Here is a 20,917-nt window from a genome sequence, read left to right as displayed (position 1 = left end):
TGGCCAATTAACAGGAGAAAACCGATGCTACTCAATTTCATTAGGAAGTTATTCAATAAACCAGCAGCTAATGCTGTTGAAGTTGAAAACAAAATTAACTATCAAGAAGCTACTCAATCTATGGCAGAACCTACACCTATCAATGAAAAGTTATATGAGCACCTTTCAAAGCTTTCAACTCATCATGGACAGCTACCTTCACATTTATATCACGGTGGGGCGTACAAACCAGGATTGCCAGTTAAAGGTACTTTGTGGCTTAGTGACAATTACGCTGATGCGAATAGATACGCAAATTTTGGGTATAGCAATATACCTAACCTTGAGCCGATTGTTTTTAAAACTCAACCAAGAAAAGCCTTAAAACTATTAAGCTTTCCGGGGAATCATGTGGACATATTAAAGGGGATTTATGGTGGAACATGGTCTCATTCACAGTTACATAAAGACATTGTTCAAATATATAATGCAGGGAAAATAGATTTTGACGGTTTTTATAGACCTCTTACAAATGAATATTTTGTAATGTATGTAGAAGATAATTTGGACTTTGTTGAGGAACAATGAATAAAAGATTAAAATATCGTTTTTGGTTTTGGCGCTTATTTTGTCTTCGCAGGCTGCGCCAGAACCACTCTATCTAATTTTAAAAATCCATAAATGAAAGTAGGACGAATTTTATGGTTGGATACAAGATAATGATTGTATTAGTTGTACTAGCTCAGACTTGATCTGACAGTTACCCGTTTTTTAATCGGTGACTGTCAGTCTAGATTTGAGCTAAATTTTTCTCAGCCCAGATCAATTTTCCATCTAATAAAGTTTCTAATGGCGTTCTGCCACAGCATATTTTTCCTTGATGAGTTCGGTCATTATTGTAATAAATCATCCATTCGTCCAGATCCTTTTGCAATTCCTCTAATGAGCTATATAGCTTTTTACGGAATGTAACTTGATAGAATTCATTGAGTATCGTTTTGTGAAAGCGTTCGCAGATACCATTGGTTTGCGGTGACATAGCTTTGGTTTTTGTATGATCAATATCATTTATAGCGAGATATAACTGGTAATCATGATGTTCGACTTTGCCACAATATTCAGTGCCTCTATCGGTCAGAATACGTAGCATAGGAAGCTCATACTGTTCGAAGTACGGCAGTACTTTGTCGTTGAGTATGTCAGCCGCAGTAATTGGCGTTTTCGTGGTGTAGAGCTTAGCGAACGCTACTTTGCTGTATGTATCAACGAAGGTTTGTTGGTAGATACGTCCAACGCCTTTGAGATTACCGACGTAAAATGTATCTTGAGAGCCTAGATAACCTGGGTGAGCCGTTTCAATTTCACCACACGCTTCGTCATCATGTTTTTTCTTTTCAAGCGCAGCTACTTGGGCGTCGGTGAGAATAATACCTTCGTTAGCCACTTTATTTTCTAGCGCCTTGAGACGCTTTTTAAAGTTCTCTAGGTCATGACGTAGCCATATTGAACGAACACCGCTGCCAGAAACGAATACGCCTTGTTTTCTGAGTTCATTACTCGTTCGGTGTTGGCCGTGAGCTGGATAATCGACAGCGTATTTAATAACGGCTTGTTCAGTTGCTTCATCAACTCTATTTTTTAAGTTTGGCGCTCTACGACTTTTATCAATTAACGCATCAAGTCCACCGTCTTCGATTAATTCTTGATAACGATAAAATGTATCACGGGATACGCCCATCACTTTGCAGGCTCTTGATACGTTGCCAAGTTCTTCTGCAAGATTCAGTAAACCCGCTTTGTGTTTAATAATTGGATTGTTAGTATGTAGCATGAGAGTTACCTCTTATATGTTTTGATTTAAAGATTCGACACCTTTTATCAAAACGGGTAACTCTCACTTTTTCAAGTTGATGTGTCAGATCTTGTCTGAACTAATACATATTAGTTTAAATGACTAGAATAATCAAAATCAAAATTAGAAACCTCATCAACTAATTCACTTTCATAATACCTTGATGCAACATTGGTAAGGCTATCCAGATAACACCCACTTGAAGTAATATTAAACCCCATTTTTTTTAATGCTTCCTCCACAAGAAGACTTGATTCCTGGGAGTGCATTTTAAACCATTCAGAGGGAACATTTTCTCGTTCTTCATCTGCAAGGAAATGAATCCTTACATCACTAAAATAACTATGGATGAAACTCTCAATGCAACTAGTAGTGAACCCAGTACCATTTTGTATTAAATAAGCGGCTTCTACTGCTAAATAAGGGTCACCAGTTTTAAGCTCTCTTAATCTCTGTAATGGGTTATTTTTTGTAATGCCAATTTTAACGCGATTATAGTCAGATGGAGTCATCATAATATATATCCATCCAATGCCATCAGTAGGGACTAATCTAGGTCGCATTTTGTTTAGTCCCTTCCGTGTAACTTAGAAGTGGAAAAACTGCCAGGCGTATATTGCTTAGCTGAAAAATTGCAACCAGAATAGGGGCATGAGTAGCGTTCTCTCTCTCCACCAACACCGTTTGGATTATGTTCTGTTAGCAAAAAATCTTCTCGACAGCCGGGGCATGTAATCTTCTCTTCGCTGGTTTCCATAAATAATACTCTGTTAATAAATTTGGATGTAATAGTACAAAATAATTCAATGGGTACATAAATAAGTGCTTCTTATAAATAATAAGTTTTACTACAGCTTATTAGCTAGTCTATTTGGATAAACAAAGTCAGAACAATCAATGCATTTTATTTTACGTGCATCAGGATGTTGCGGGTTGAGAATAAAATTATATTCTTGCGGGCATAGGCTTGATGGTACTTGAAGCACTGCAGAGTCTCCATTCATTAAAAAGTCACTTCCAAGTGACTGAGTATCTGCAGCATAAGGGTACGCGTTCCAACCGGTAGGAAGCTCACCCTCCACTAACCTTAGTACCTTTAACGTATCTGGTATTTGAATAAGAACGACACTCAAGTTTTCTTTTAGTATTTCTTGTGAATCATTAACTAAGCGTTCAAGCATACCAAGCGACCGCGTTGAGGCGGTATAAACGATAGGGGCACCTGCATAATGCCACCGGCCTTCTGCGACCATGCCGCCTAATCCAGAAAGGCAGTTGCTGACATTGTTATATTGTTTGGGGCCGATACGGTACACAATCATTAAGCAGTGAATCCATACTGTAGCCCGTTAATAACTCTGCGTATCAATTCGCGGCCACGGATGCTGTTCATCATTGAACGCGGTGGTTGGTTATCAAATTGGACGTTCGGCGTGTCTAGCCACGTATTCCAGTTGTCGATATTACCGAAATATGCCGCACCAAAGCTTGATAGCCTTGCGACTTCAAGCGCATTCTCACTGATCTGTTTATTTAAGGGTTTTTCTTTGTTGCGTAATAAAGTGCGTTCAGTCGTTCCCAATGCTTTGGCTATAACACCCATTTCCCAATGCATTAACGTAGAAAATGCACGTAAACCGGCTGTCGTGATCCCGATTTGTGCTGTGGCTATTTCAGCCATTGGGTTTGAGTGCGTATTTAATTTGCCAAGCGTCACGACATTGAGAAAGTCTGGCCGTGTGCTCTTTTGTTGTAGTTCGCTCATTATAAATTTACCACTTAAGACATTTGTCTTTAATTGTAGTGACAAGTGTCTGCTTTGGCAATGTGAAATTTATATATGCCTAGGTGATAGATAAGAATATTACTTTAAACCACTATTCCAATATCACCAACAAACACAACGGCTATGGTTTTTGGTGTTCGTTTAATATACCATGTTGGAATTGGGTGTAATTTGGGTGTTATATGCCATTTGAAAAAGGTCATAAACCTGTAAGGCGTAGGCCAGTCTCAGAAGCGGTGAAGCGACTTGAAGCTAGCAGAAAAGGCGCAGGGAAAATTGAAAGCCCAGCCCAGCTAAAGCATATACTGGCTAATGCTAATCGCGGTGAAACTGCCGAGAGAAATGTAGCATTAATTTGGTTTTTGTTCGGATCACTAACGCGCATTGGTGAGACTTGCCAGTTGTTAGTTAAAGACGTTTTTACTAAATCAGGCGAACTTAAATCTATTTTTAGAATGAGGGCTGATTACACTAAAACAAATCAAAGCCGTGATTGTGCGCTTGTTTTGAAGCAGCAACGCAAAGCAATTTTAGCTTGGCGTGATAAGCGTATAGCAGATAAGGCCATGTTATCGGTTAATGGTAGCTATGGTGGTCTGAATGGAGATAGCCCCCTGTTTTTGGCTAGGAGCGGTAAGCGCTGGGTTACGTTGTCTTTTAACGTAAAAAAGTATCAAACTCAAGACGGTCAAAAAGAAACATTAGTTTGTAGTAGTATGGAAAACTACATTAGAAATTTATTTAAAAGTTGTGGGTTCAAGCAGGGTTCTAGTCACTCAGGTCGAAAAAGTACAGCCAGTTTATTATCTGATAATGGTGTTGATTATGAGGTTATTCAAATGGCTATAGGCCATGTTAGTGATGATATGACCGATACGTACATTATACCTGATCCACAACGATTAACTGATGCATTGAATGATTTGTATAAGACAGTGCCAGCACTCGGTTTAAAAGAGTAAGTGATAGGTAAAGAATTTGAAAGGGTAATTGCTACAACCAAGCTAGCCCATATAGGTTTTTTAAGATACAAAAAAACCCGCACAAAGCAGGTTATTTTGTTTTCTTCGTATGTCTACAGGGGGAGGCATAAAGCCAGCATATCCCGTAGCTAGTAAGTGAATTGTAAAAGGAGTTGACGATGCCGTCAAGTAATATCAAAAGATCATTATCTGACTCAAGGTTGAGTACATATGAACAAATTGTTTTTAATGGTACAGCGTTGAGTACAGAGCAGGCATTAAAGCTCTATGCATGGAATGCACAAGTGTCTGCGGCGTTTTTTGCGCCACTTCACCTTTGTGAGGTGGTTTTTAGAAATGCTGTATCTGAAGCCTTGGAGAGAAAATATGGGTTAAATTGGCCTTGGAATACTACATTTGAGCGTAGTTTACCAAACCCTGATAGAGGCTATAGTCCAAGACGTGATCTAATAAATGCCAGAAATGGACAGAACTCAACAGGAAAAGTAATTCCCGAATTAAAGTTTGTATTTTGGGAGAAACTGTTAACGAGAAGGTTTGATGATCGTTTATGGACTCCATTCTTGCATACAGTATTTCCTAATCATGAAGTAACTTTATCAGTGCCGGAAATGCGAAATAAATTGAGGGTTCTTCTTGAGAATGTCAGGGGATTAAGAAATAGAATTGCACATCACGAGCCTATTATTGCGCGAGATCTAGAATTAGATTTCAAGAATATTGATTTACTAATTAACTATCGCTGCTCAGATACTGCACATTGGACATACAAAAACCAGCTAGTGACTCCTTTGATGGAATTAAAACCTTTCTAATATTGGTCATAAATAATGCATAGCAAAACTAAAACAAGCTTATATAGAAGGGCCTATGTTACATGGCTCATAAGCACTGGGGTTAACACTGTGCCTGCTATTATGGAAGCTACGGGAATGCCAAGACGAACAGCTCAAGATACATTATCGGCAATTCCAGAGCTGTCTATTGTGCTTGAAAACAAAAGCGGTTCATACTCGGTTGTTGACTGGGGTATGTTAAATAAAACTTGGTTCAAAAATAACCTGAAGCACGTTAAAGACGTGCTATCATACCCATAAGTTAAGAAATACTGGAATAAAGGAATACATAAATGAAGGCACAATTGGAATTGTTATCAAAGTATTCAGGCACGGCAATTGAAGAAATAGAAGTACTTTTTAAGGATAACCCAAGGCTACAAAGCGCGTCAGTTTTAGGTGTGAATATTTTTGAAGAATTGAAAACGCAAATCAATAAAAGTCAGGTTTTGAAGGAGTTGATAGTTTATATCAATGATAATTATTCAGTAGGTGATAAATTAGCACCTGAACGTGAAGTGGCCGAAATATTAGGCTACGAAAGGTCTACAATTCGTGAATACTATCCAAATTTAAAGCTTTTTGGTTATTTAGATATTCAACATGGAAAATCAACACTATTTAAACGTTCTTTTGAGCATCAAATTATTGAATTAGTTAAACTTTGATATTGGAATAACAGATGATCGAATTTATAAATGTATATTGGGCTTGGGTGTTGATAGCAACAATTATTATTGTCACTAACGTTCTTAATCTAACTGTTTTTAAAGATGTAGAAGTTCGCCCTATAAAAGACCATATCGAAGAGGGGTGGGGTCGGTCGCTAGATGAAGGAACTAACAAGAACCAACAAAAGCGCAGAGATACATCTACTCGATTTATGTGGTTTTTATGTTTAATCGTAGTTGTTTTATCAATCATTTTTTAATATTGGAATGCTTGAATACAAATAATTGAAAGCGTAAAGGAATTAAAATGATATTAAAAACAACAGCTAAAAACTGGTTTACCTATTACTTGTGTCCAACTATAGATTTGCTTTTGGGTTTCGTTGTATCTACCGAGAGCCAGATTAAAGTTAATATTAAACACTTTGAAGAAAACAAAAAAGGAATGGTAATTGATCATGGCCATCCTGAATTAGAACAATATGTCACTGAATATAATGGTCTAACTAGTGATGTATGGGACTTACATGGAGTGTTTGGTGAGTATTACCCAAGCCTTCATAGAAGATCAGCTTTTCTGACATTGGTTGGGATTTTTGAACATGAATTAGATAAATTGTGTGAGCATTGCAAGGAACAATTTAACTTAAATGAGTCACTGTATGATTTAAAAGGGTTTGGCCTCGAAAGATCTACAGAATATCTAAAACAACATGTAGATATTGCGACACACAAGAGCACTCGTTCTTGGTGTGACATTAAAAAAATCCAAAAATTGAGAAATGCATTTGCGCATCAAGATGGCAAAACGTTCGATGAAAATGGTGATATTGCACAGATCATTCAACATGTAAAAGAAAATAAGTTTTTGAGTACTGATGAGGGAAATGAAGTAATAATCCAGGAAGGGTATTTGGAATATGTCAGAGAGACTTACTATCGATATTTTGAGTTACTAAACAATTCTCTTCAAGATAAACTAGAGAACGTGAAATGAAGATTGGAATAAACATGATTGAAAAATACTTGTATTTTGAGCCTACAATCTATGTTCCTTACGAACTTGATTTACGAGATAAAAGCGCTATCAAGTTAACAAGAATGTGGGTAGAGAATGGACAGGAAGTTGATATTCCAAGATTATTTTATAAGTTTGTTCGACTACCAAACAAAAATTATTTAAAGGCTCAATTTAAAAAATCATTACACATGGAAATTTCGAAACTTGTAGATACTGAAGGTGTCATAACTTTGCATATGCAATATGAAATTAACTTTCAAGGAGAAGAGCCTTTAAAAGTTTTCCATAAACAAAGCTTAAATTTTCAATCTAGCAATCAGTGCCATAAAATCATTAATCAGTATTCATCTTCAATGGCATTGCCAGCAATGTTTGGCAAAGAAGGTTTGTCTTTAGCTAAGGCTGAAGAGACTCACGATACTAGTAAAACAATTTTACAAATAGGTTTACTAGACGAAGATAAATCACGTAGAACTTGGTGTGTTGAAACGCTTAATAGATTACACCCAAACACTGATTTAAAACATGGTGTTTTACATTAATAGTTAACGTTGGAATACAGGAGTCGAATAGTTATGGATTGGAAAAGTGAATATAAAGTGCCATTAATTAAGCTGTTAATACCTGAATCAAAACCCCTATTTCCACTGTTTTTTTTATAGGGGTTTTCGTGGCTTATACATACATTAATAAATTGGTTTTATGGGTTTTAGCACTTCCACTAGTGATATTCTGCTTATGGTTATATGTAAAATACGAACATAATATAAAAGCATTTTTAAATAAAAACACATAATTGGAATAAGAAAAGAATTATCTTATCACGCTATTACCTTTGTTAAATTCTGTTGATTTATTAGAACATCGTTCAAATATCGAAAAACGTATAGAGTATAAATTAAAGTATATTGAGTCTGAGAAAAAACGTGATTTCTTGGAAAGTCGGCAATAATCCAACGTATTCTATTGTGTAATCCGAACTTTGCTTTAGGACTTGTTTGAATATTCAGTCTACCAAAATGCAATATGAGTTTTTAGTAACTCGTTTTGGTGCAGAAACGAGTTTGGATTTCCCAGCTTTCACTAGACACCGGCTTATAATCTTAAAGTACAAAACGGAAGAATACTTCCGATTTTAAGCCTATATTGCCATATTTCGGAAGTAAACTTCCGTTTCTAGGGCTTCAAAGGTAGTTATCGGAAATATGCTCTGTTTTTTGAAAGCGTTAACCTTGATAGCTATATGAGCCACTTTTCGGGGTCTTATTTGAGCGATAACCGGTCATTGAGGTTGGCTAAATATCGTCGCTAATTGATTTGTTGAACTAAGCCGCTACGCGGAGATCCTATTCTGACCATCTGAGCCACACTTACCTTGGGGTTATCCCATAACTTGGAGGTAAGTCATGAATACACTCATTGAACAAGTCAAAACTGAAATAGCCTACCGTGGTTATTAACAAAGTACTTGTAAAAGTTACTGCGAGCATTTACTTAAACTCAGCCATTATTTTAATAAACCGCTCGATTCGATTACTGATGAGGAACTTAACGCCTTTTTTAACGATCCTGCGATTCGTAAACTTTCTAGAGCAAGCCAAAAAATACAGATAAACAGTATTTGGTTCTTGTTTAAGAATATTTTACATCGGCCACTTAACTTAGATATTGTACTGCCAAAAATAAAACTTCGCGCACCCACGTATTTATCGCGCGATGACATGCGACGGCTTATAGAAAGTTGCACCGATATGCGCTTAAAAACATTGATAGTGGTGTGTTATGAATGTGGTTTGCGTATTGTCGAACTGCTACGCATTAAAGTGCAAGACATCGATGGACAGCGTAAAACCATTTTAATTGAACATGGTAAAGGAGATAAGTCACGCTATGTTGTTGTATCAGATAGCGTGCTAAATCAATTACTTCGCTATTGGAAAATGTATCACCCAACAGGCTGGATGTTTTATTCACGATGGTTAATGGATAAACCCATGTCACCCTCAAGCTTCAGAAAGGCATTGAGAAAACATGCACAAGCGTGTGGCTTAAAGTACTGTAACCCACATGCTTTACGCCATGCTTATGCAACACACCAACTTGAATCAGGTATGCCACTTCATCAACTGCAACATCAGCTTGGTCACAGTGATATTAAAACCACACAAAGTTACTTACATTGGTTACCAGAGTTAGGTCATGGAGGCATTGATTTGCTTGCGAGCTGGAGTAAACAATGAGCGCTTTACACCTCGCTGATATTTTAAACTCGAATCTTGAGAATTATCGCCAGCATCATACGATAAGCTATCAACAACTGCTGTCTGTCAGCACCTTCAATCATGCAGAATAGGTCAGCTCGGTTACCAAGCATGGCAATGTGATAACTGTGGTGAGTCACAAAAGATTGGATGTAGCTGTCGAGACCGTCATTGTCCGCGTTGCCAAGGCATGGCTACGGCTAAGTGGGTGCAAAGGCAGCAAGAGGATTTATTACCGTGTCGGTATTTCCACCTTGTTTTTACGCTCCCCCATGAGTTGAATATCATTGCGCACTATAACCCAAACGCGTTGTACCAGTGTTTATTTAAAGCCGCATGGCAAACGCTGAACAAATTTGCGAAACGAAAGAGGCATGGCCAGTTAGGTATGACAAGCGTACTGCATACGTGGGGCAGAACTTAAGTCAGCATATTCACCTGCATTGATTGATACCCGCAGGCGCGCTTGATAAAACGCACTGGCATGAAATAGAAAAAGGCTATTTATACCCCGTTAAAGCATTATCAACAGTGTTTAGAGGGAAAATGCTCGCAGCGCTCAATGAATGCGATAGTTCATTCGCGAAAGTAAGCACACCAACCAAATGGTGTGTTTATAGCAAAGCCTGTTTAACGTACAGTGAAAATTTAGTTAGCTACCTTGCTCGCTATACCCGAAAAGGCGTAATGTCAGAATCACGTTTAGTGAGAGCAAATAAACAAACTGTGAGTTTTAAATACCGAGATTATGCAGATAAGCACCGCGATAAAGTAATGACACTGAGCTGTGATGAATTTTTACGGCGTTACTTACAACATGTATTGCCGAAAGGGTTTATGCGCATTCGTCACTATGGTTTTTTAGCTAATGCATGTCGCAAGCGAAAGTTAGCATTAATAAGGTCACAAGAATCACACATAGGTAAAGTGGAGAAGCTAAAGACAGAAAACGTAACACTGATACCGCATTGGCCTTGCCAGCATTGTAAGGCAGGTATCTTGCGATTAATTGGCGTATTCAAGTTATATGAAACAACGACCAAAGTAGAGCGAACGAGTTAGCAGCTAGTTAGCTGCTTAAAATCAATTAGTTAACCTGCTTAACTGCTCAGGCTAGCGGCCTCTGTACGTGTAAAAAATATAATTGCTTATTAAGGCAAATTTAGGTGTAATGAATACATAATAAGCGCTGAGCAATGCAGGGAAAGCTTACATAGCACTAGCTAAGCTGACTAAATCAGCTAGGAAAGTGAGAGCCTCCAAAAAGCAAATTCCCATAGCATAAACAACACCAACTCTGACACACCGAGCAGGTAGCGGCTCAGTCCAACAAGCGATTATGCAACACAAACAGCGTGTCGCATAAATACTAAAATGTTAAATTTCAAAGGGAAATCAGGTGCAGCACGATACTGAGAAATATAGACGGATTTTTGAAGGGATGTCTCCCGAAGAAATTGAGGAGATGAATCGCCTGAATGATGAGGAACATCAAAGGCAAGCTGAGGCGTTCAGAGCCGGCTATGAAAAAGATATTTGCTATCTCTGTAACAAACCTTTTAAGACCATTAGCAAAAGCAACCCTTGCTTACACTGGCTATTACGGCAATGTAAATTTAAGAAAAAAGACTTTCCAAAAATTTACGAAAAATACGGCTATGGAAATATAGCTGCGTATATTCGATGGTGTGCGAACCAAGATCGTTTTCTTTCGAATATCAATGACCTTGAAGACGAGAAGTCAGATAGAAAAGTTTTATCCTATACCGTTAAATGGAAAAATGTTGAATGGACGTTTGACTGCTCCAAAAATGACTTTCAAGGTCATCAAGGAACATCCATTGATTATCCTCATTACCACTTTCAAATGAGAATTGATGGTAGACAATTCATCAACTTCAATGATTTTCATGTTCCATTCACTGATCACGACCTTTTTATATTGAAAAATATTATGGAGCAAGGTGATTGGTTCGAACAGAATTTCGGGGCAATTGGTTCAGGTATGCAGGATGCTGTAAGTGTCGAGCTAGAAGATATACTTGAGCATACTAGTCGTTCAGATAATGAAGACGAGGCTACTTATCATTTTTCAACAATGATTGATGCAAGTGACAACCCTATTTCTGGTGAAGAAATATACGAAATACAAAAAGAAGCTGAACGAACAGGTAAATCTTTCGCTTTTGTAGCGCAGAAGCGGTTAAAGGAGCGAGCAAAGGTACAAACGGTTATCAGCCCTGCAGATTCGATTCCGGACATTGCCTCTAGAACCGAGCACAAGAGAAGATGAAATTTAACAAGCGCATTTTGTCGGACTGGTTTTCCGCTGTGCTCCAAACCATGCGCAAATGCGGGCGTTACCAATATCCGCTCATGGCACTCTCCAGCCACTCGACAACATAAAATGTTGATAATAATTGGCAAGGTATTTTACTGTGTCGGATGGCGCTTCGCTTATCCGACCTACACTGGCACTTAGCTGAACTTCGCCAAAGATCTACAAGCAAACATTGAGTTATTGGTTTTAATAATTAGCTTTTAACTAAATTTAAATAAACTTTAAAGCTGGTAGTTTGATTATTTGAACTGACCTCTATATCTCCACCGTTTGCTTGCGCTAGAGCTTTAACTATTGCAAGCCCTAAACCAGCTCCGTCGCTGTGTCGTTGCCGCGACTTATCAGGTCGATAAAAGCGGTCAAATAAATAAGGTAAATGCTCAGAAGGTATTCTCTCCCCTGTATTAATCACTGAAATGCATATTTTTTCAGCGGTGGTCATTTCACTGTTTACAGTGATTGATGAGCCTTTTGGGGCGTACCTAATTGCATTGGATAGTAAGTTTGATAATAATTGGCGAAAGTGTAATTTGTCACAATAAAAACAAAGGTTTTGACCCTTTTTATTAAATGCAATCAATGAGTCTTCAGCCAAAGCGTCAAAATACTCAAATAACACTTCAATTTCATCATGGCTTTTTAGAGTGTTTTGAACGGGTTTAATTAGCCCGTTTTGAGTTTTGGCGAGCCAAAGCATATCACTAACCATTTTAGTTAATCGCTCGAGTTCTTCTAAGTTAGAAAACAATAATTCTTGATACTCTTCCAACTGCCTTTTTTTAGATAATCCAACCTGTGTTTGAGTAATTATATTGGTGAGTGGAGTTCGTAGTTCATGGGCAATATCACTAGAAAAATTTGATAAGCGAATAAATTCACCTTGGAGCCTGTCGAGCATTGAGTTAAACGACTGAACCATATTAACAAGCTCAATAGGCACTTTATTTTCATCGAGCCTTACATCCATTTTATTAGTTTGGATATCGTGTATTTTCTGACTTAAACCTCGTAAAGGGTTTAATCCTTGATGTATAGCAAACCAAGCCACCAATAAAATGAGTACCGCTGAGCCAAACATAATGGCCCAAAGGCTTTGCTGAAATTGATTGAGAAAGTGTAAATGAAAGCTCATGTCTATCGCTGTAGTAATTTTGTATTGCTGTTGCCCAGTACTTAAATTACTCACCAGAGCTCGGTAGGTGTGGGTATCATTTTGCCATGAGGTAATGTTGTTACGGTTAAAGCCAGTTGAAGCCTTAGCACTCATTACAAAATCACTAAAATCTCGTTCAGAGCTTTGAAAAATGAGATCTCCTTTTGCGGTATTTACCTGATAGTAAACACCGTGATGACCCGCTACAGCGTTAGATAATTCATTTTTAAGTTTCAGGTTTGATTTATAGTGTTGTCTTAAAACTAATTCAATAGATTGATTAATAACATGCAGTTCACTACTATCTTGCTGGAAAAAATGATGTTTTATCGAACTATTTATTAAGGTGGCAACTAAAGTTAAGCACGCAATAACGGTTACAGCCACAAACAACACAACACGCATCGTAAGTGATAAAGGCCGTGACTTAATAGCCATCAGTTTCAACCTCTAATTTATAGCCCATACCGCGAACTGTATGAATTAATTTAATAGTAAAGTCATCATCAACTTTTGCTCTTAGCCTACGAATGGCAACATCAATCACATTGGTGTCGCTATCAAAATTCATATCCCATACTTGAGAAGCAATTAACGAACGTGGCAGTACTTCACCTTCGCGCCGTAACAATAGTTCAAGTAAGCTAAACTCTTTATTACTCAATAAAATACGCTTGCCTGCACGTTGTATTTTTCGCTTTGGAATATCCATTTCTAAATCAGCAACGATCAGTATATCGTCAACTGTTTGTACTGCACCACGGCGAATAAGAGTGCGTACTCTTGCTAAAACTTCAGCAAAAGCAAAAGGCTTTATTAAATAGTCATCAGCACCAAGTTCGAGCCCCTTTACTCTATCGTCTATGCTATCGCGAGCAGATAAAAATAGTACTGGGGTTTTGTTATCTGCTTCACGTAGCGACTGTAAAATTTTCCAACCGGATACGTCAGGTAACATGACATCAAGTATTATTACATCAAATAATTCGGTCATTGCTAGGTGATGACCGTCAAGACCATTGCGCGCCAAAGAAACCTGAAAACCAGCTTCACTTAGTCCCTGTTTTAAATAATCTCCCGTTTTTGCTTCATCTTCAACAACTAATAAGCGCATACAATTCCTTCATTAAAGTCCTAACAACTACCTCTGCAAATATTATGCAGTATCTGTCACTACAGCAACATGACACCAAGATTACAACTTTGTAATGTTCGCGTCATGTTGAAGACAGGTCTATTTTCTATACTCAATACATATTCTGCTATGAAGGAGTAAGGAAATGGGGTTTAAAAAGTCATCACAACAGGTTAGCACACCACGAAGACGATTTGTTCAAGGCTTAATTGCAGGAGGTGTACTTGCTGCTTTTCCGAGTGTATTACATGCTGCATCATCTTTAGTAGCAGGAACAATAACAGGCACTGTGCCCGAACTTAGCGGCGAAGTAATTGATCTGGTTATAGATGAATCGCCGGTTAACTTTACTGGCGTAGTACGTATGGCGACAACTATCAATGGATCTATACCCGCTCCTACCTTGCGCCTCAAAGAAGGCGATGACGTTACTATTAGAGTAACAAATAAGTTATCAGTACCGAGTTCAATTCATTGGCATGGCATTATTTTACCGTATCAAATGGATGGCGTACCAGGTATCAGCTTTAAAGGCATTATGCCGGGCGAAACCTTTGTTTATAAATTTAAACTGCAACAAAGCGGTACATATTGGTATCACTCACATAGTGGCTTTCAAGAAATGACAGGCATGTACGGTGCATTAATTATTGAACCGCGAGAAAACGATATTATTAGTGCAGATAACGAGCATGTTATTCAATTATCTGATTGGACTGATGATGACCCAATGGCGCTGTTCCGTAAATTAAAAGTACAGAGTGATGTATTTAACTTCAATCAACCCACTGTCCCAGAGTTTTTCGATGACGTTTCAAGCAGCAGTATTTCAAATGCTCTACAGCGCCGAAAAATGTGGAATCAGATGCGAATGAATCCTACAGATTTAGCTGATTTATCTGCATCAGCAATGACTTTTTTAATGAACGGTAGTACTCCAATGGCAAACTGGCGTGGATTATTTAAAGTTGGTGAAAAGCTTAGGTTAAGGTTTATTAATGGCTCTAGTAATAGCTTTTTTGACGTGCGTATCCCCGAGTTAAAACTAACGGTTGTACAAGCAGATGGGCAAAACGTTGAACCAGTGACAGTTGATGAATTTAGATTCGGCCCTGGTGAAACCTACGACGTAATTGTTGAGCCTAAAAATGATGCCTATACGATTTTTGCTCAAAGTATGGATCGCTCTGGTTACGCAAAAGGAACTTTATCAAGCTCGCCTAATATTGATGCGCCAGTACCTGCACTTGACCCTGTTGAATGGTTAACGATGACCGATATGATGGGCAATATGACCCACGGCGGTGAGCATTCTGCAATGGCTGGTATGGCAGGCATGTCAGATATGAACTCTAAAGAAATGGATCATAGCGCTATGGGGCACGGTGCAATGGCGATGGATCATAGCAAACATGGTATGTCTGAAAACCCATTAGCGGTTGCCAGCTCTAAAGTGCGTCATGCAAAAACGGAGTATGGAGCTTCAGTTGATATGCGCGTTGATATGCCGAGAACAAATCTTGATGATCCTGGTATTGGTTTACGTAAAAATGGTCGTCGTGTTTTAACACTTGCAGATTTACACTCACTTGAAGGGATCACTAACCAGCAAGAGCCAGAAGCTGAAATTGAGCTGCATTTAACCGGAAACATGGAGCGTTATAGCTGGTCATTTGATGGCTTAGAATTTGGTAAAAGCACGCCAGTGCATATGAAGCATAACCAACGTTTAAGAGTTATTTTACAAAACGATACCATGATGACGCACCCTATGCATTTGCATGGTATGTGGAGTGATTTAGAAAACGAGCAAGGTGATGTGCAAGTGCGACGTCATACGATACCTGTTCAACCCGCACAAAGAATCAGCTTTTTAACCACCCCTCACGATGTAGGTCGCTGGGCTTGGCATTGCCATTTATTATTCCATATGGATGCCGGTATGTTTAGAGAGGTAGTCGTATCATGAAACAATTAAAACTATCTAAATCATTAGGTTTATTAATGTTAACAGGGGCTTCATTAATTAGTTTCCCTTTATTAGCGCAAAGTGAAATGGCACAAATGAATAGCGCTAAGATGCAACCACAAGGAGGAAGTGCACCTAAAGATGCAAGAGACCCCCATGCTTACTCTGCGGGAACAACTTTAACAGAAGGCCCATATGCGCTTGAGGGCAATGAGCGATTAACACTCGCTGATGAGCATCCATTTTACGCATTACTAGGCGATCGTCTTGAATATAACGAGCAAGCAAACGCAGGTGTATTTGACTTACAAGCATGGTACGGCACTACCTTTGATCGATTGGTAATTAAAACCGAGGGTGATTTCAGCGAAGGAAGTATTGAAGAAAACCAAACCGATATTTTATGGGGTCACGCCGTATCAGCATATTGGGATACTCAAGCAGGTGTTCGTCTTGATTACAATAAAGAAGGTGAAAATCGGCAATGGTTGGCTTTTGGCTTACAAGGTTTAGCCCCTTATTGGTTTGAACTTGATATGACAGCATACGTAGGTGAGCGAGGCAATACCGCATTTACGTTAGAGGCAGAGTACGAACTATTACTCACGCAAAAGCTAATTATACAACCGCGAGCCGAAATTACACTTTATGGCAAAAACGATAAACAAAACGAACTTGGAAGTGGCCTATCAAGCAGCGCGATTGGATTTAGGGTTCGTTATGAATTTACACGCCAGTTTGCGCCCTATATTGGCGTTGAATGGAGCAATAAATTTGGCAATACCGCCGACTATGCCACATCAAGTGGACAAAGTAGCAACAACACCGCATTTGTTGCGGGTATTAAATTTTGGTTTTAATCATTTTAAATAAGAGGTAATTATGAAGTTTTTTAATTCTGCAGTAGCTATTTTAGGTTTAGTACTTACATTTTCCGCATCAGCGCATATATCACTCAAGCAATCAACACCTGCGCAAGAAGCCATGTTAATGAAAAGCCCAGAGCAACTTTCGTTAACTTTTGGTGGTGAAGTAAGGCTAGCAAAAGTCATCATCAAAGATGAAAAAAATAAATCAATAAACTTTGATTTCAAACCAAGCTCTACCCCAAGCACAGACTTTAGTTGGTCATTGCCGAGCTTAGTCCAAGGCACTTACACGGTTAAATGGACAGCACTGGGTGGTGATGGACATAAAATGACCGACACGTTTAGATTTATGGTACACAAAAGTGAATCGCATAAGATGATGCAAGAACAATCTAATACCCACAGCAAACATAATCATTAAGTAGCAACATAATGCAATTAAGTGAATGGTCAGTACTCTTACTATTATTAAAACTAGCAAGCTATATCGCAATTGCAGGGCTTGCGGGCACTTTATTAATGCGCTTTATGTGTGGCAACAGCAATGTTGCAGGGCATCACTTAATTAGCTTTTATCAGTTCTTAAAACGTTGGCAAATTACGTGTGTAGTTACAGGTAGTATTGCTGCACTTTTACAAGTACCAATAGAAGCTGGAGCAATGGCTGAATCAGGCTTTATGGGAATGTTTGACCCCTTTATGCTTGAAATTGTTTGGCAATCAGTCATAGGTGACCAAGCAACGTTTAGAATACCAGCGCTTATTATTGCTCTAATTAGCGCATGTATGTGGAGTGTGGAATCAGATGATAACGTAGCAGGTTATAAAAACGTTGCCGTTATACTAATCATGCTTGGGTTTATCGCTTATAGCTTCACTTTTACTGGGCACAGTGCAAATGAAAATGGGTTAGTGAAAAGTATTTTAACCTTTCACCTTATTGCCATTGCGAGCTGGTTAGGGTCATTGTGGCCGCTTTACAAAAGCTGCACTTTACTACCTACCAGTGAAGTAAAGCGGTTAATGCATTACTTTGGTCAACTCGCTATTGTTATTGTATTTGTACTACTTATTTCGGGCTTAACTCTGCTCCTGCAGTACCTAGAGTCATTTTCTGCATTGTTTACATCAAATTATGGGCAACTAATTTTATTAAAGCTGTTACTCGTCAGCGCGATGCTGTTACTAGGTGCATGGCATAAGCTTTTTTTAGTCCCGCAAATCACTCAACAACACCATATAAGTATATTAAAACGCTCGATCACTGTTGAAATATTAATTGCCCTATTTGTACTTATTACAACAAGTGTATTTACAACACTTGTTGGTCCGCCTATTTAACGATTAATAAAAAAGGAAAATGTATGTTAATTAAATCCTCTAATTTAAAAATTTTATTGCTACTAATTTTTAGCGCTGTTAGTTCTTTTGCTGTGAACGCACACACCCATGAAGAGCACACAAAAAAAGGCTGGGTCTTTGTTAATGTTGATAGCGAAGCTGCAAAGGCAGTTAACTTATTTCATGAATCCCTAAAACAAGGCGATGCCAAAGGTGCCCGTAAATTACTGGCAGACGATGTCGTCATTTTTGACGGCGGAATTGTTGAGCGTTCTGCAGATGAATACGCGAACCATCATATGATAGCGGATATGAAATTCTTAAGTGCAGTTGATAGTGAACTGCTAGAGCATCAAGTTCACACAAATGGAGACATAGCTTACTCAATTTCAAGAAGTAAAACTCAAGGAAAGTATAAAGGGAAAGATATTAAGTCTACGGGAATGGAATCAATCACATTAAAAAACACCGATAAAGGTTGGAAAATCACTCATATTCACTGGTCTAATTAAGGAGTTAACAATGCGAGTAATCTACATTACCTCAGCGTTTTTTTTATCATTAACTATGTCATTTTCGGCAATGAGTATCGAAAAACAGCATAAAACATCAATAATCTATGAAAATTCAGAAAAACCTGAAATTGAGCTTACCGTTTATAAAAGTAAAAATTGTGGATGTTGTAATAAGTGGATTGCTCATTTGAGTGAAAACAATATTCAAACAAAAGCAATTAACGTTAATGACATGGGGTCGATTAAATCTCAGTATCAAATAAAACCTAATATGCGCTCATGCCATACAGCCGTGTCAGCCGATGGATTTGTATTTGAAGGTCATGTTCCCGTTAAACATATAAAACAGTTTTTATCTGGGCAACACGCTCCGCACATTACAGGCTTAAGTGTACCAGCCATGCCTATTGGCACTCCCGGAATGGAAATGGAGGGTATATTTCACAAATATAATATTGAACTACTCACTGACAACTCAAATGAAGAAACCTACAGATACATAAGTAAATCCAGCGAGCAATTTTAGCCTAACGGCATAATTTTTGATTTAATTCTTAAATACCCATTTTACACAACAGGAAACACTGATTTTTGAGCTTGATAGTGTAAAAATTACTCACATGTAAAAACAAAATACAAAACTTTTAAGGAGCAATACAATGTCACACTATTCAAAATTTTTTTTAATGATAGCAACATCCACAATAACCATGTTTGTATTGATGTATTTGAACACCTACCAACTTAGTCATGTTTATTTTAGTGAAACTCGTACTTATATGGCGCTTTATATGGGAGCCACGATGGCAGTGATAATGCTACTTTTCATGCTCAATATGTATAAAGATAAAAAGAAAAATATAACAGTACTCATTGCTAGTGTTGCCGTATTTGTGGGAAGTTTATTTTTAGTTCGCTCACAAGTGACTGTTGATGATAGCTCATGGATGTCGGCGATGATCCCACATCATTCAATTGCCATACTCACCAGTGACAGGGCAAAAATCAAAGATAAACGCGTTCAAAAGCTAGCTACAAATATAATTGAAGCCCAAGAGCGAGAAATAAAAGAAATGCAATGGCTCCTAAAAGATATAGAGCAAAACGGCATTGCACAAACCAATGCTCAAGCACAATTAAGAGCTGTTCCAGATTTCAATTCAAATAAATAAATAAACCGCATAACATAAGGAGTAAAGCATGAGTAAATCAGCCCAACTTTTTAGAATGGCAACAGATGAGCATATTTGTCCGTTTGGTTTAAAATCAAAAGACCTACTAGAGCGAGAGGGATATACAGTTGATGATCAGCTTTTAACTTCTCGAGAGCAAACAGATGAATTTAAAAAACAACACAGTGTAGAAACTACACCTCAAGCATTTATTGATAATAAACGTATAGGTGGCTACGACGATTTACGTGATTACTTTAATAAGCCACAAGCGGCCCAAGAAGGTACAACTTACACGCCCGTGATTGCGATTTTTTCGGTTAGTTTTTTGCTTAGTGTGGCATTTAGTTTTGCATCGGATAATAGCTTATTATCAATGCAAACCGCTGAACTGTTTGTAGCCCTAACAATGGCAGTGTTAGCAATACAAAAGCTTCAAGACTTATTTAGCTTTACTAATTCATTTATAACCTATGACTTAGTCGCTATGAAAGTAGTCAGGTACGCTTATGTATACCCATTTTTAGAAGCATTTGTTGGCATTGGAATGATAGCCGGATTACCAGCCTATATTATTGCCCCTATTTCATTATTCATAGGTGGGGTTGGTGCTGTTTCAGTGATAAAAGCAGTCTATATAGATAAACGAGAGTTAAAATGTGCGTGTGTAGGCGGTGACAGTAACGTACCACTAGGGTTTATCTCTCTAACAGAAAACTTATTTATGATAGCTGCCGGTATTTGGATGTTTGTTAGGTAAATAACAGCTTTAATTTAAAAATATGATGACGAGCTTATTTATAGCACGAACCAGACTCAGTAGTTGAGTCTGGTTCTGCCTGAACTTAAAACGCCATCAATTTGCTCTGGCTTCTCTAAGGTATCTTGAAGTTACAATGAGACTAAAGTTTTTTATTAATTGCATGATTTAAAAAAGCACTAGCCCTCTAACTTTATTAAATAGATCTAATCTAAATTTGATTCCAGGATTCTTTTGGCAATAAATTTTTTGAAATTTTTTCTAGTCCGCTTA

General features: G+C 38.0%; 24 protein-coding genes and 2 pseudogenes. 20 read left to right on the top strand and 6 right to left on the bottom strand.

All coding sequences use genetic code 11. From position 1 onward, the window contains the following. The first annotated feature begins 24 nt into the window (after positions 1 to 24). Positions 25 to 567: a hypothetical protein gene (locus CXF89_RS13100; RefSeq protein ID WP_121954856.1), complete on the top strand. Its 543-nt coding sequence runs from the start codon at positions 25 to 27 to the stop codon at positions 565 to 567. Positions 568 to 769: 202 nt separating this feature from the next. Here CXF89_RS13100 and CXF89_RS13095 read toward each other — a convergent pair whose 3' ends face one another. The 4 genes from CXF89_RS13095 to CXF89_RS13080 form a co-directional block, all read right to left on the bottom strand. Then, entirely contained in the window at positions 770 to 1,810 is a 1,041-nt protein-coding gene (locus tag CXF89_RS13095; RefSeq protein ID WP_121954855.1) for an IS481 family transposase, read from the bottom strand. A 110-nt stretch (positions 1,811 to 1,920) separates the two neighbouring features. Further along, positions 1,921 to 2,394 (bottom strand): GIY-YIG nuclease family protein, encoded by a 474-nt coding sequence (locus tag CXF89_RS13090; RefSeq protein WP_121954854.1) that lies wholly within the window; start codon positions 2,392 to 2,394, stop codon positions 1,921 to 1,923. A 285-nt stretch (positions 2,395 to 2,679) separates the two neighbouring features. Beyond that, positions 2,680 to 3,153 carry an RES family NAD+ phosphorylase gene (locus CXF89_RS13085; RefSeq protein WP_121954853.1) on the bottom strand — a complete coding sequence of 158 codons (474 nt, stop codon included), beginning with the start codon at positions 3,151 to 3,153 and terminating at the stop codon, positions 2,680 to 2,682. Then, positions 3,153 to 3,548 carry an MbcA/ParS/Xre antitoxin family protein gene (locus tag CXF89_RS13080; protein ID WP_225305783.1) on the bottom strand — a complete coding sequence of 132 codons (396 nt, stop codon included), beginning with the start codon at positions 3,546 to 3,548 and terminating at the stop codon, positions 3,153 to 3,155. Before CXF89_RS13080 ends, CXF89_RS13085 begins: the two co-directional genes overlap by 1 nt. Before the next feature lie 251 nt (positions 3,549 to 3,799). On the opposite strand from CXF89_RS13080, the gene CXF89_RS13075 reads away from it, so the two are divergent. The 11 genes and pseudogenes from CXF89_RS13075 (at position 3,800) to CXF89_RS13030 (ending at position 11,682) form a co-directional block, all read left to right on the top strand. Continuing rightward, complete coding sequence (locus CXF89_RS13075; protein ID WP_121954852.1) at positions 3,800 to 4,579, top strand: tyrosine-type recombinase/integrase; 780 nt, start codon at positions 3,800 to 3,802, stop codon at positions 4,577 to 4,579. A gap of 179 nt (positions 4,580 to 4,758) precedes the next feature. Beyond that, positions 4,759 to 5,415, top strand: a complete 657-nt coding sequence (locus CXF89_RS13070) for a hypothetical protein (protein ID WP_219621667.1) — start codon at positions 4,759 to 4,761, stop codon at positions 5,413 to 5,415. 15 nt (positions 5,416 to 5,430) lie between these two features. Next, positions 5,431 to 5,697 (top strand): helix-turn-helix domain-containing protein, encoded by a 267-nt coding sequence (locus tag CXF89_RS13065; protein WP_121954851.1) that lies wholly within the window; start codon positions 5,431 to 5,433, stop codon positions 5,695 to 5,697. Between the two features lie 32 nt (positions 5,698 to 5,729). Further along, positions 5,730 to 6,104 (top strand): GntR family transcriptional regulator, encoded by a 375-nt coding sequence (locus CXF89_RS13060; protein WP_121954850.1) that lies wholly within the window; start codon positions 5,730 to 5,732, stop codon positions 6,102 to 6,104. 14 nt (positions 6,105 to 6,118) lie between these two features. After that, positions 6,119 to 6,367, top strand: a complete 249-nt coding sequence (locus CXF89_RS13055) for a hypothetical protein (protein ID WP_121954849.1) — start codon at positions 6,119 to 6,121, stop codon at positions 6,365 to 6,367. 47 nt (positions 6,368 to 6,414) lie between these two features. After that, positions 6,415 to 7,104 (top strand): hypothetical protein, encoded by a 690-nt coding sequence (locus tag CXF89_RS13050; protein ID WP_121954848.1) that lies wholly within the window; start codon positions 6,415 to 6,417, stop codon positions 7,102 to 7,104. A 14-nt stretch (positions 7,105 to 7,118) separates the two neighbouring features. Then, on the top strand, positions 7,119 to 7,670 hold the full coding sequence (locus CXF89_RS13045; RefSeq protein ID WP_121954847.1) for a hypothetical protein: 552 nt from the start codon (positions 7,119 to 7,121) through the stop codon (positions 7,668 to 7,670). 933 nt (positions 7,671 to 8,603) lie between these two features. Next, positions 8,604 to 8,777, top strand: a pseudogene (locus tag CXF89_RS21445) (phage integrase N-terminal SAM-like domain-containing protein); the annotation flags it as partial. Then, positions 8,757 to 9,368, top strand: coding sequence for a tyrosine-type recombinase/integrase (locus CXF89_RS13040; protein WP_257983221.1), 612 nt, complete (start codon positions 8,757 to 8,759; stop codon positions 9,366 to 9,368). The pseudogene CXF89_RS21445 and the gene CXF89_RS13040, both read left to right, overlap by 21 nt. Further along, positions 9,365 to 10,451, top strand: a pseudogene (locus CXF89_RS21575) (IS91 family transposase). The gene CXF89_RS13040 and the pseudogene CXF89_RS21575 overlap by 4 nt, the downstream one beginning before the upstream one ends. 337 nt (positions 10,452 to 10,788) lie before the next feature. Next, on the top strand, positions 10,789 to 11,682 hold the full coding sequence (locus CXF89_RS13030) for a hypothetical protein (RefSeq protein ID WP_121954846.1): 894 nt from the start codon (positions 10,789 to 10,791) through the stop codon (positions 11,680 to 11,682). 241 nt (positions 11,683 to 11,923) lie between these two features. Here the strand turns inward: CXF89_RS13030 and CXF89_RS13025 are convergent, their stop codons facing one another. Continuing rightward, positions 11,924 to 13,321: a heavy metal sensor histidine kinase gene (locus CXF89_RS13025; protein ID WP_121954845.1), complete on the bottom strand. Its 1,398-nt coding sequence runs from the start codon at positions 13,319 to 13,321 to the stop codon at positions 11,924 to 11,926. Continuing rightward, entirely contained in the window at positions 13,311 to 13,997 is a 687-nt protein-coding gene (locus CXF89_RS13020; protein WP_010388408.1) for a heavy metal response regulator transcription factor, read from the bottom strand. The genes CXF89_RS13025 and CXF89_RS13020 overlap by 11 nt, the downstream gene beginning before the upstream one ends. Before the next feature lie 166 nt (positions 13,998 to 14,163). Between CXF89_RS13020 and CXF89_RS13015 the strand changes: the two genes are divergently transcribed. The 8 genes from CXF89_RS13015 to CXF89_RS12980 all read left to right on the top strand — a co-directional run bounded on the left by CXF89_RS13015 (position 14,164) and on the right by CXF89_RS12980 (position 20,644). Next, positions 14,164 to 15,987 (top strand): copper resistance system multicopper oxidase, encoded by a 1,824-nt coding sequence (locus CXF89_RS13015; RefSeq protein ID WP_121954844.1) that lies wholly within the window; start codon positions 14,164 to 14,166, stop codon positions 15,985 to 15,987. After that, entirely contained in the window at positions 15,984 to 16,847 is an 864-nt protein-coding gene (locus CXF89_RS13010) for a copper resistance protein B (protein WP_010554095.1), read from the top strand. Before CXF89_RS13015 ends, CXF89_RS13010 begins: the two co-directional genes overlap by 4 nt. Before the next feature lie 22 nt (positions 16,848 to 16,869). Continuing rightward, positions 16,870 to 17,277 (top strand): copper resistance CopC family protein, encoded by a 408-nt coding sequence (locus CXF89_RS13005; RefSeq protein WP_010558009.1) that lies wholly within the window; start codon positions 16,870 to 16,872, stop codon positions 17,275 to 17,277. A gap of 11 nt (positions 17,278 to 17,288) precedes the next feature. Continuing rightward, entirely contained in the window at positions 17,289 to 18,197 is a 909-nt protein-coding gene (locus tag CXF89_RS13000; RefSeq protein ID WP_121954843.1) for a copper resistance D family protein, read from the top strand. Between the two features lie 23 nt (positions 18,198 to 18,220). Beyond that, positions 18,221 to 18,709, top strand: coding sequence for a YybH family protein (locus CXF89_RS12995; protein WP_121954842.1), 489 nt, complete (start codon positions 18,221 to 18,223; stop codon positions 18,707 to 18,709). Between the two features lie 10 nt (positions 18,710 to 18,719). Next, positions 18,720 to 19,238 (top strand): DUF411 domain-containing protein, encoded by a 519-nt coding sequence (locus CXF89_RS12990; protein ID WP_002963058.1) that lies wholly within the window; start codon positions 18,720 to 18,722, stop codon positions 19,236 to 19,238. Positions 19,239 to 19,371: 133 nt separating this feature from the next. After that, positions 19,372 to 19,884 (top strand): DUF305 domain-containing protein, encoded by a 513-nt coding sequence (locus CXF89_RS12985; protein WP_121954841.1) that lies wholly within the window; start codon positions 19,372 to 19,374, stop codon positions 19,882 to 19,884. A 28-nt stretch (positions 19,885 to 19,912) separates the two neighbouring features. Beyond that, complete coding sequence (locus tag CXF89_RS12980; RefSeq protein ID WP_002963060.1) at positions 19,913 to 20,644, top strand: MauE/DoxX family redox-associated membrane protein; 732 nt, start codon at positions 19,913 to 19,915, stop codon at positions 20,642 to 20,644. The last annotated feature ends 273 nt before the right edge of the window (positions 20,645 to 20,917 follow it).

Source organism: Pseudoalteromonas sp. MelDa3 (genome assembly GCF_002863625.1).
GTDB classification, from domain to species: domain Bacteria; phylum Pseudomonadota; class Gammaproteobacteria; order Enterobacterales; family Alteromonadaceae; genus Pseudoalteromonas; species Pseudoalteromonas arctica.
Note: the sequence above shows the minus strand (reverse complement) of the source record. Positions and strands in the feature narration are given on the sequence as shown.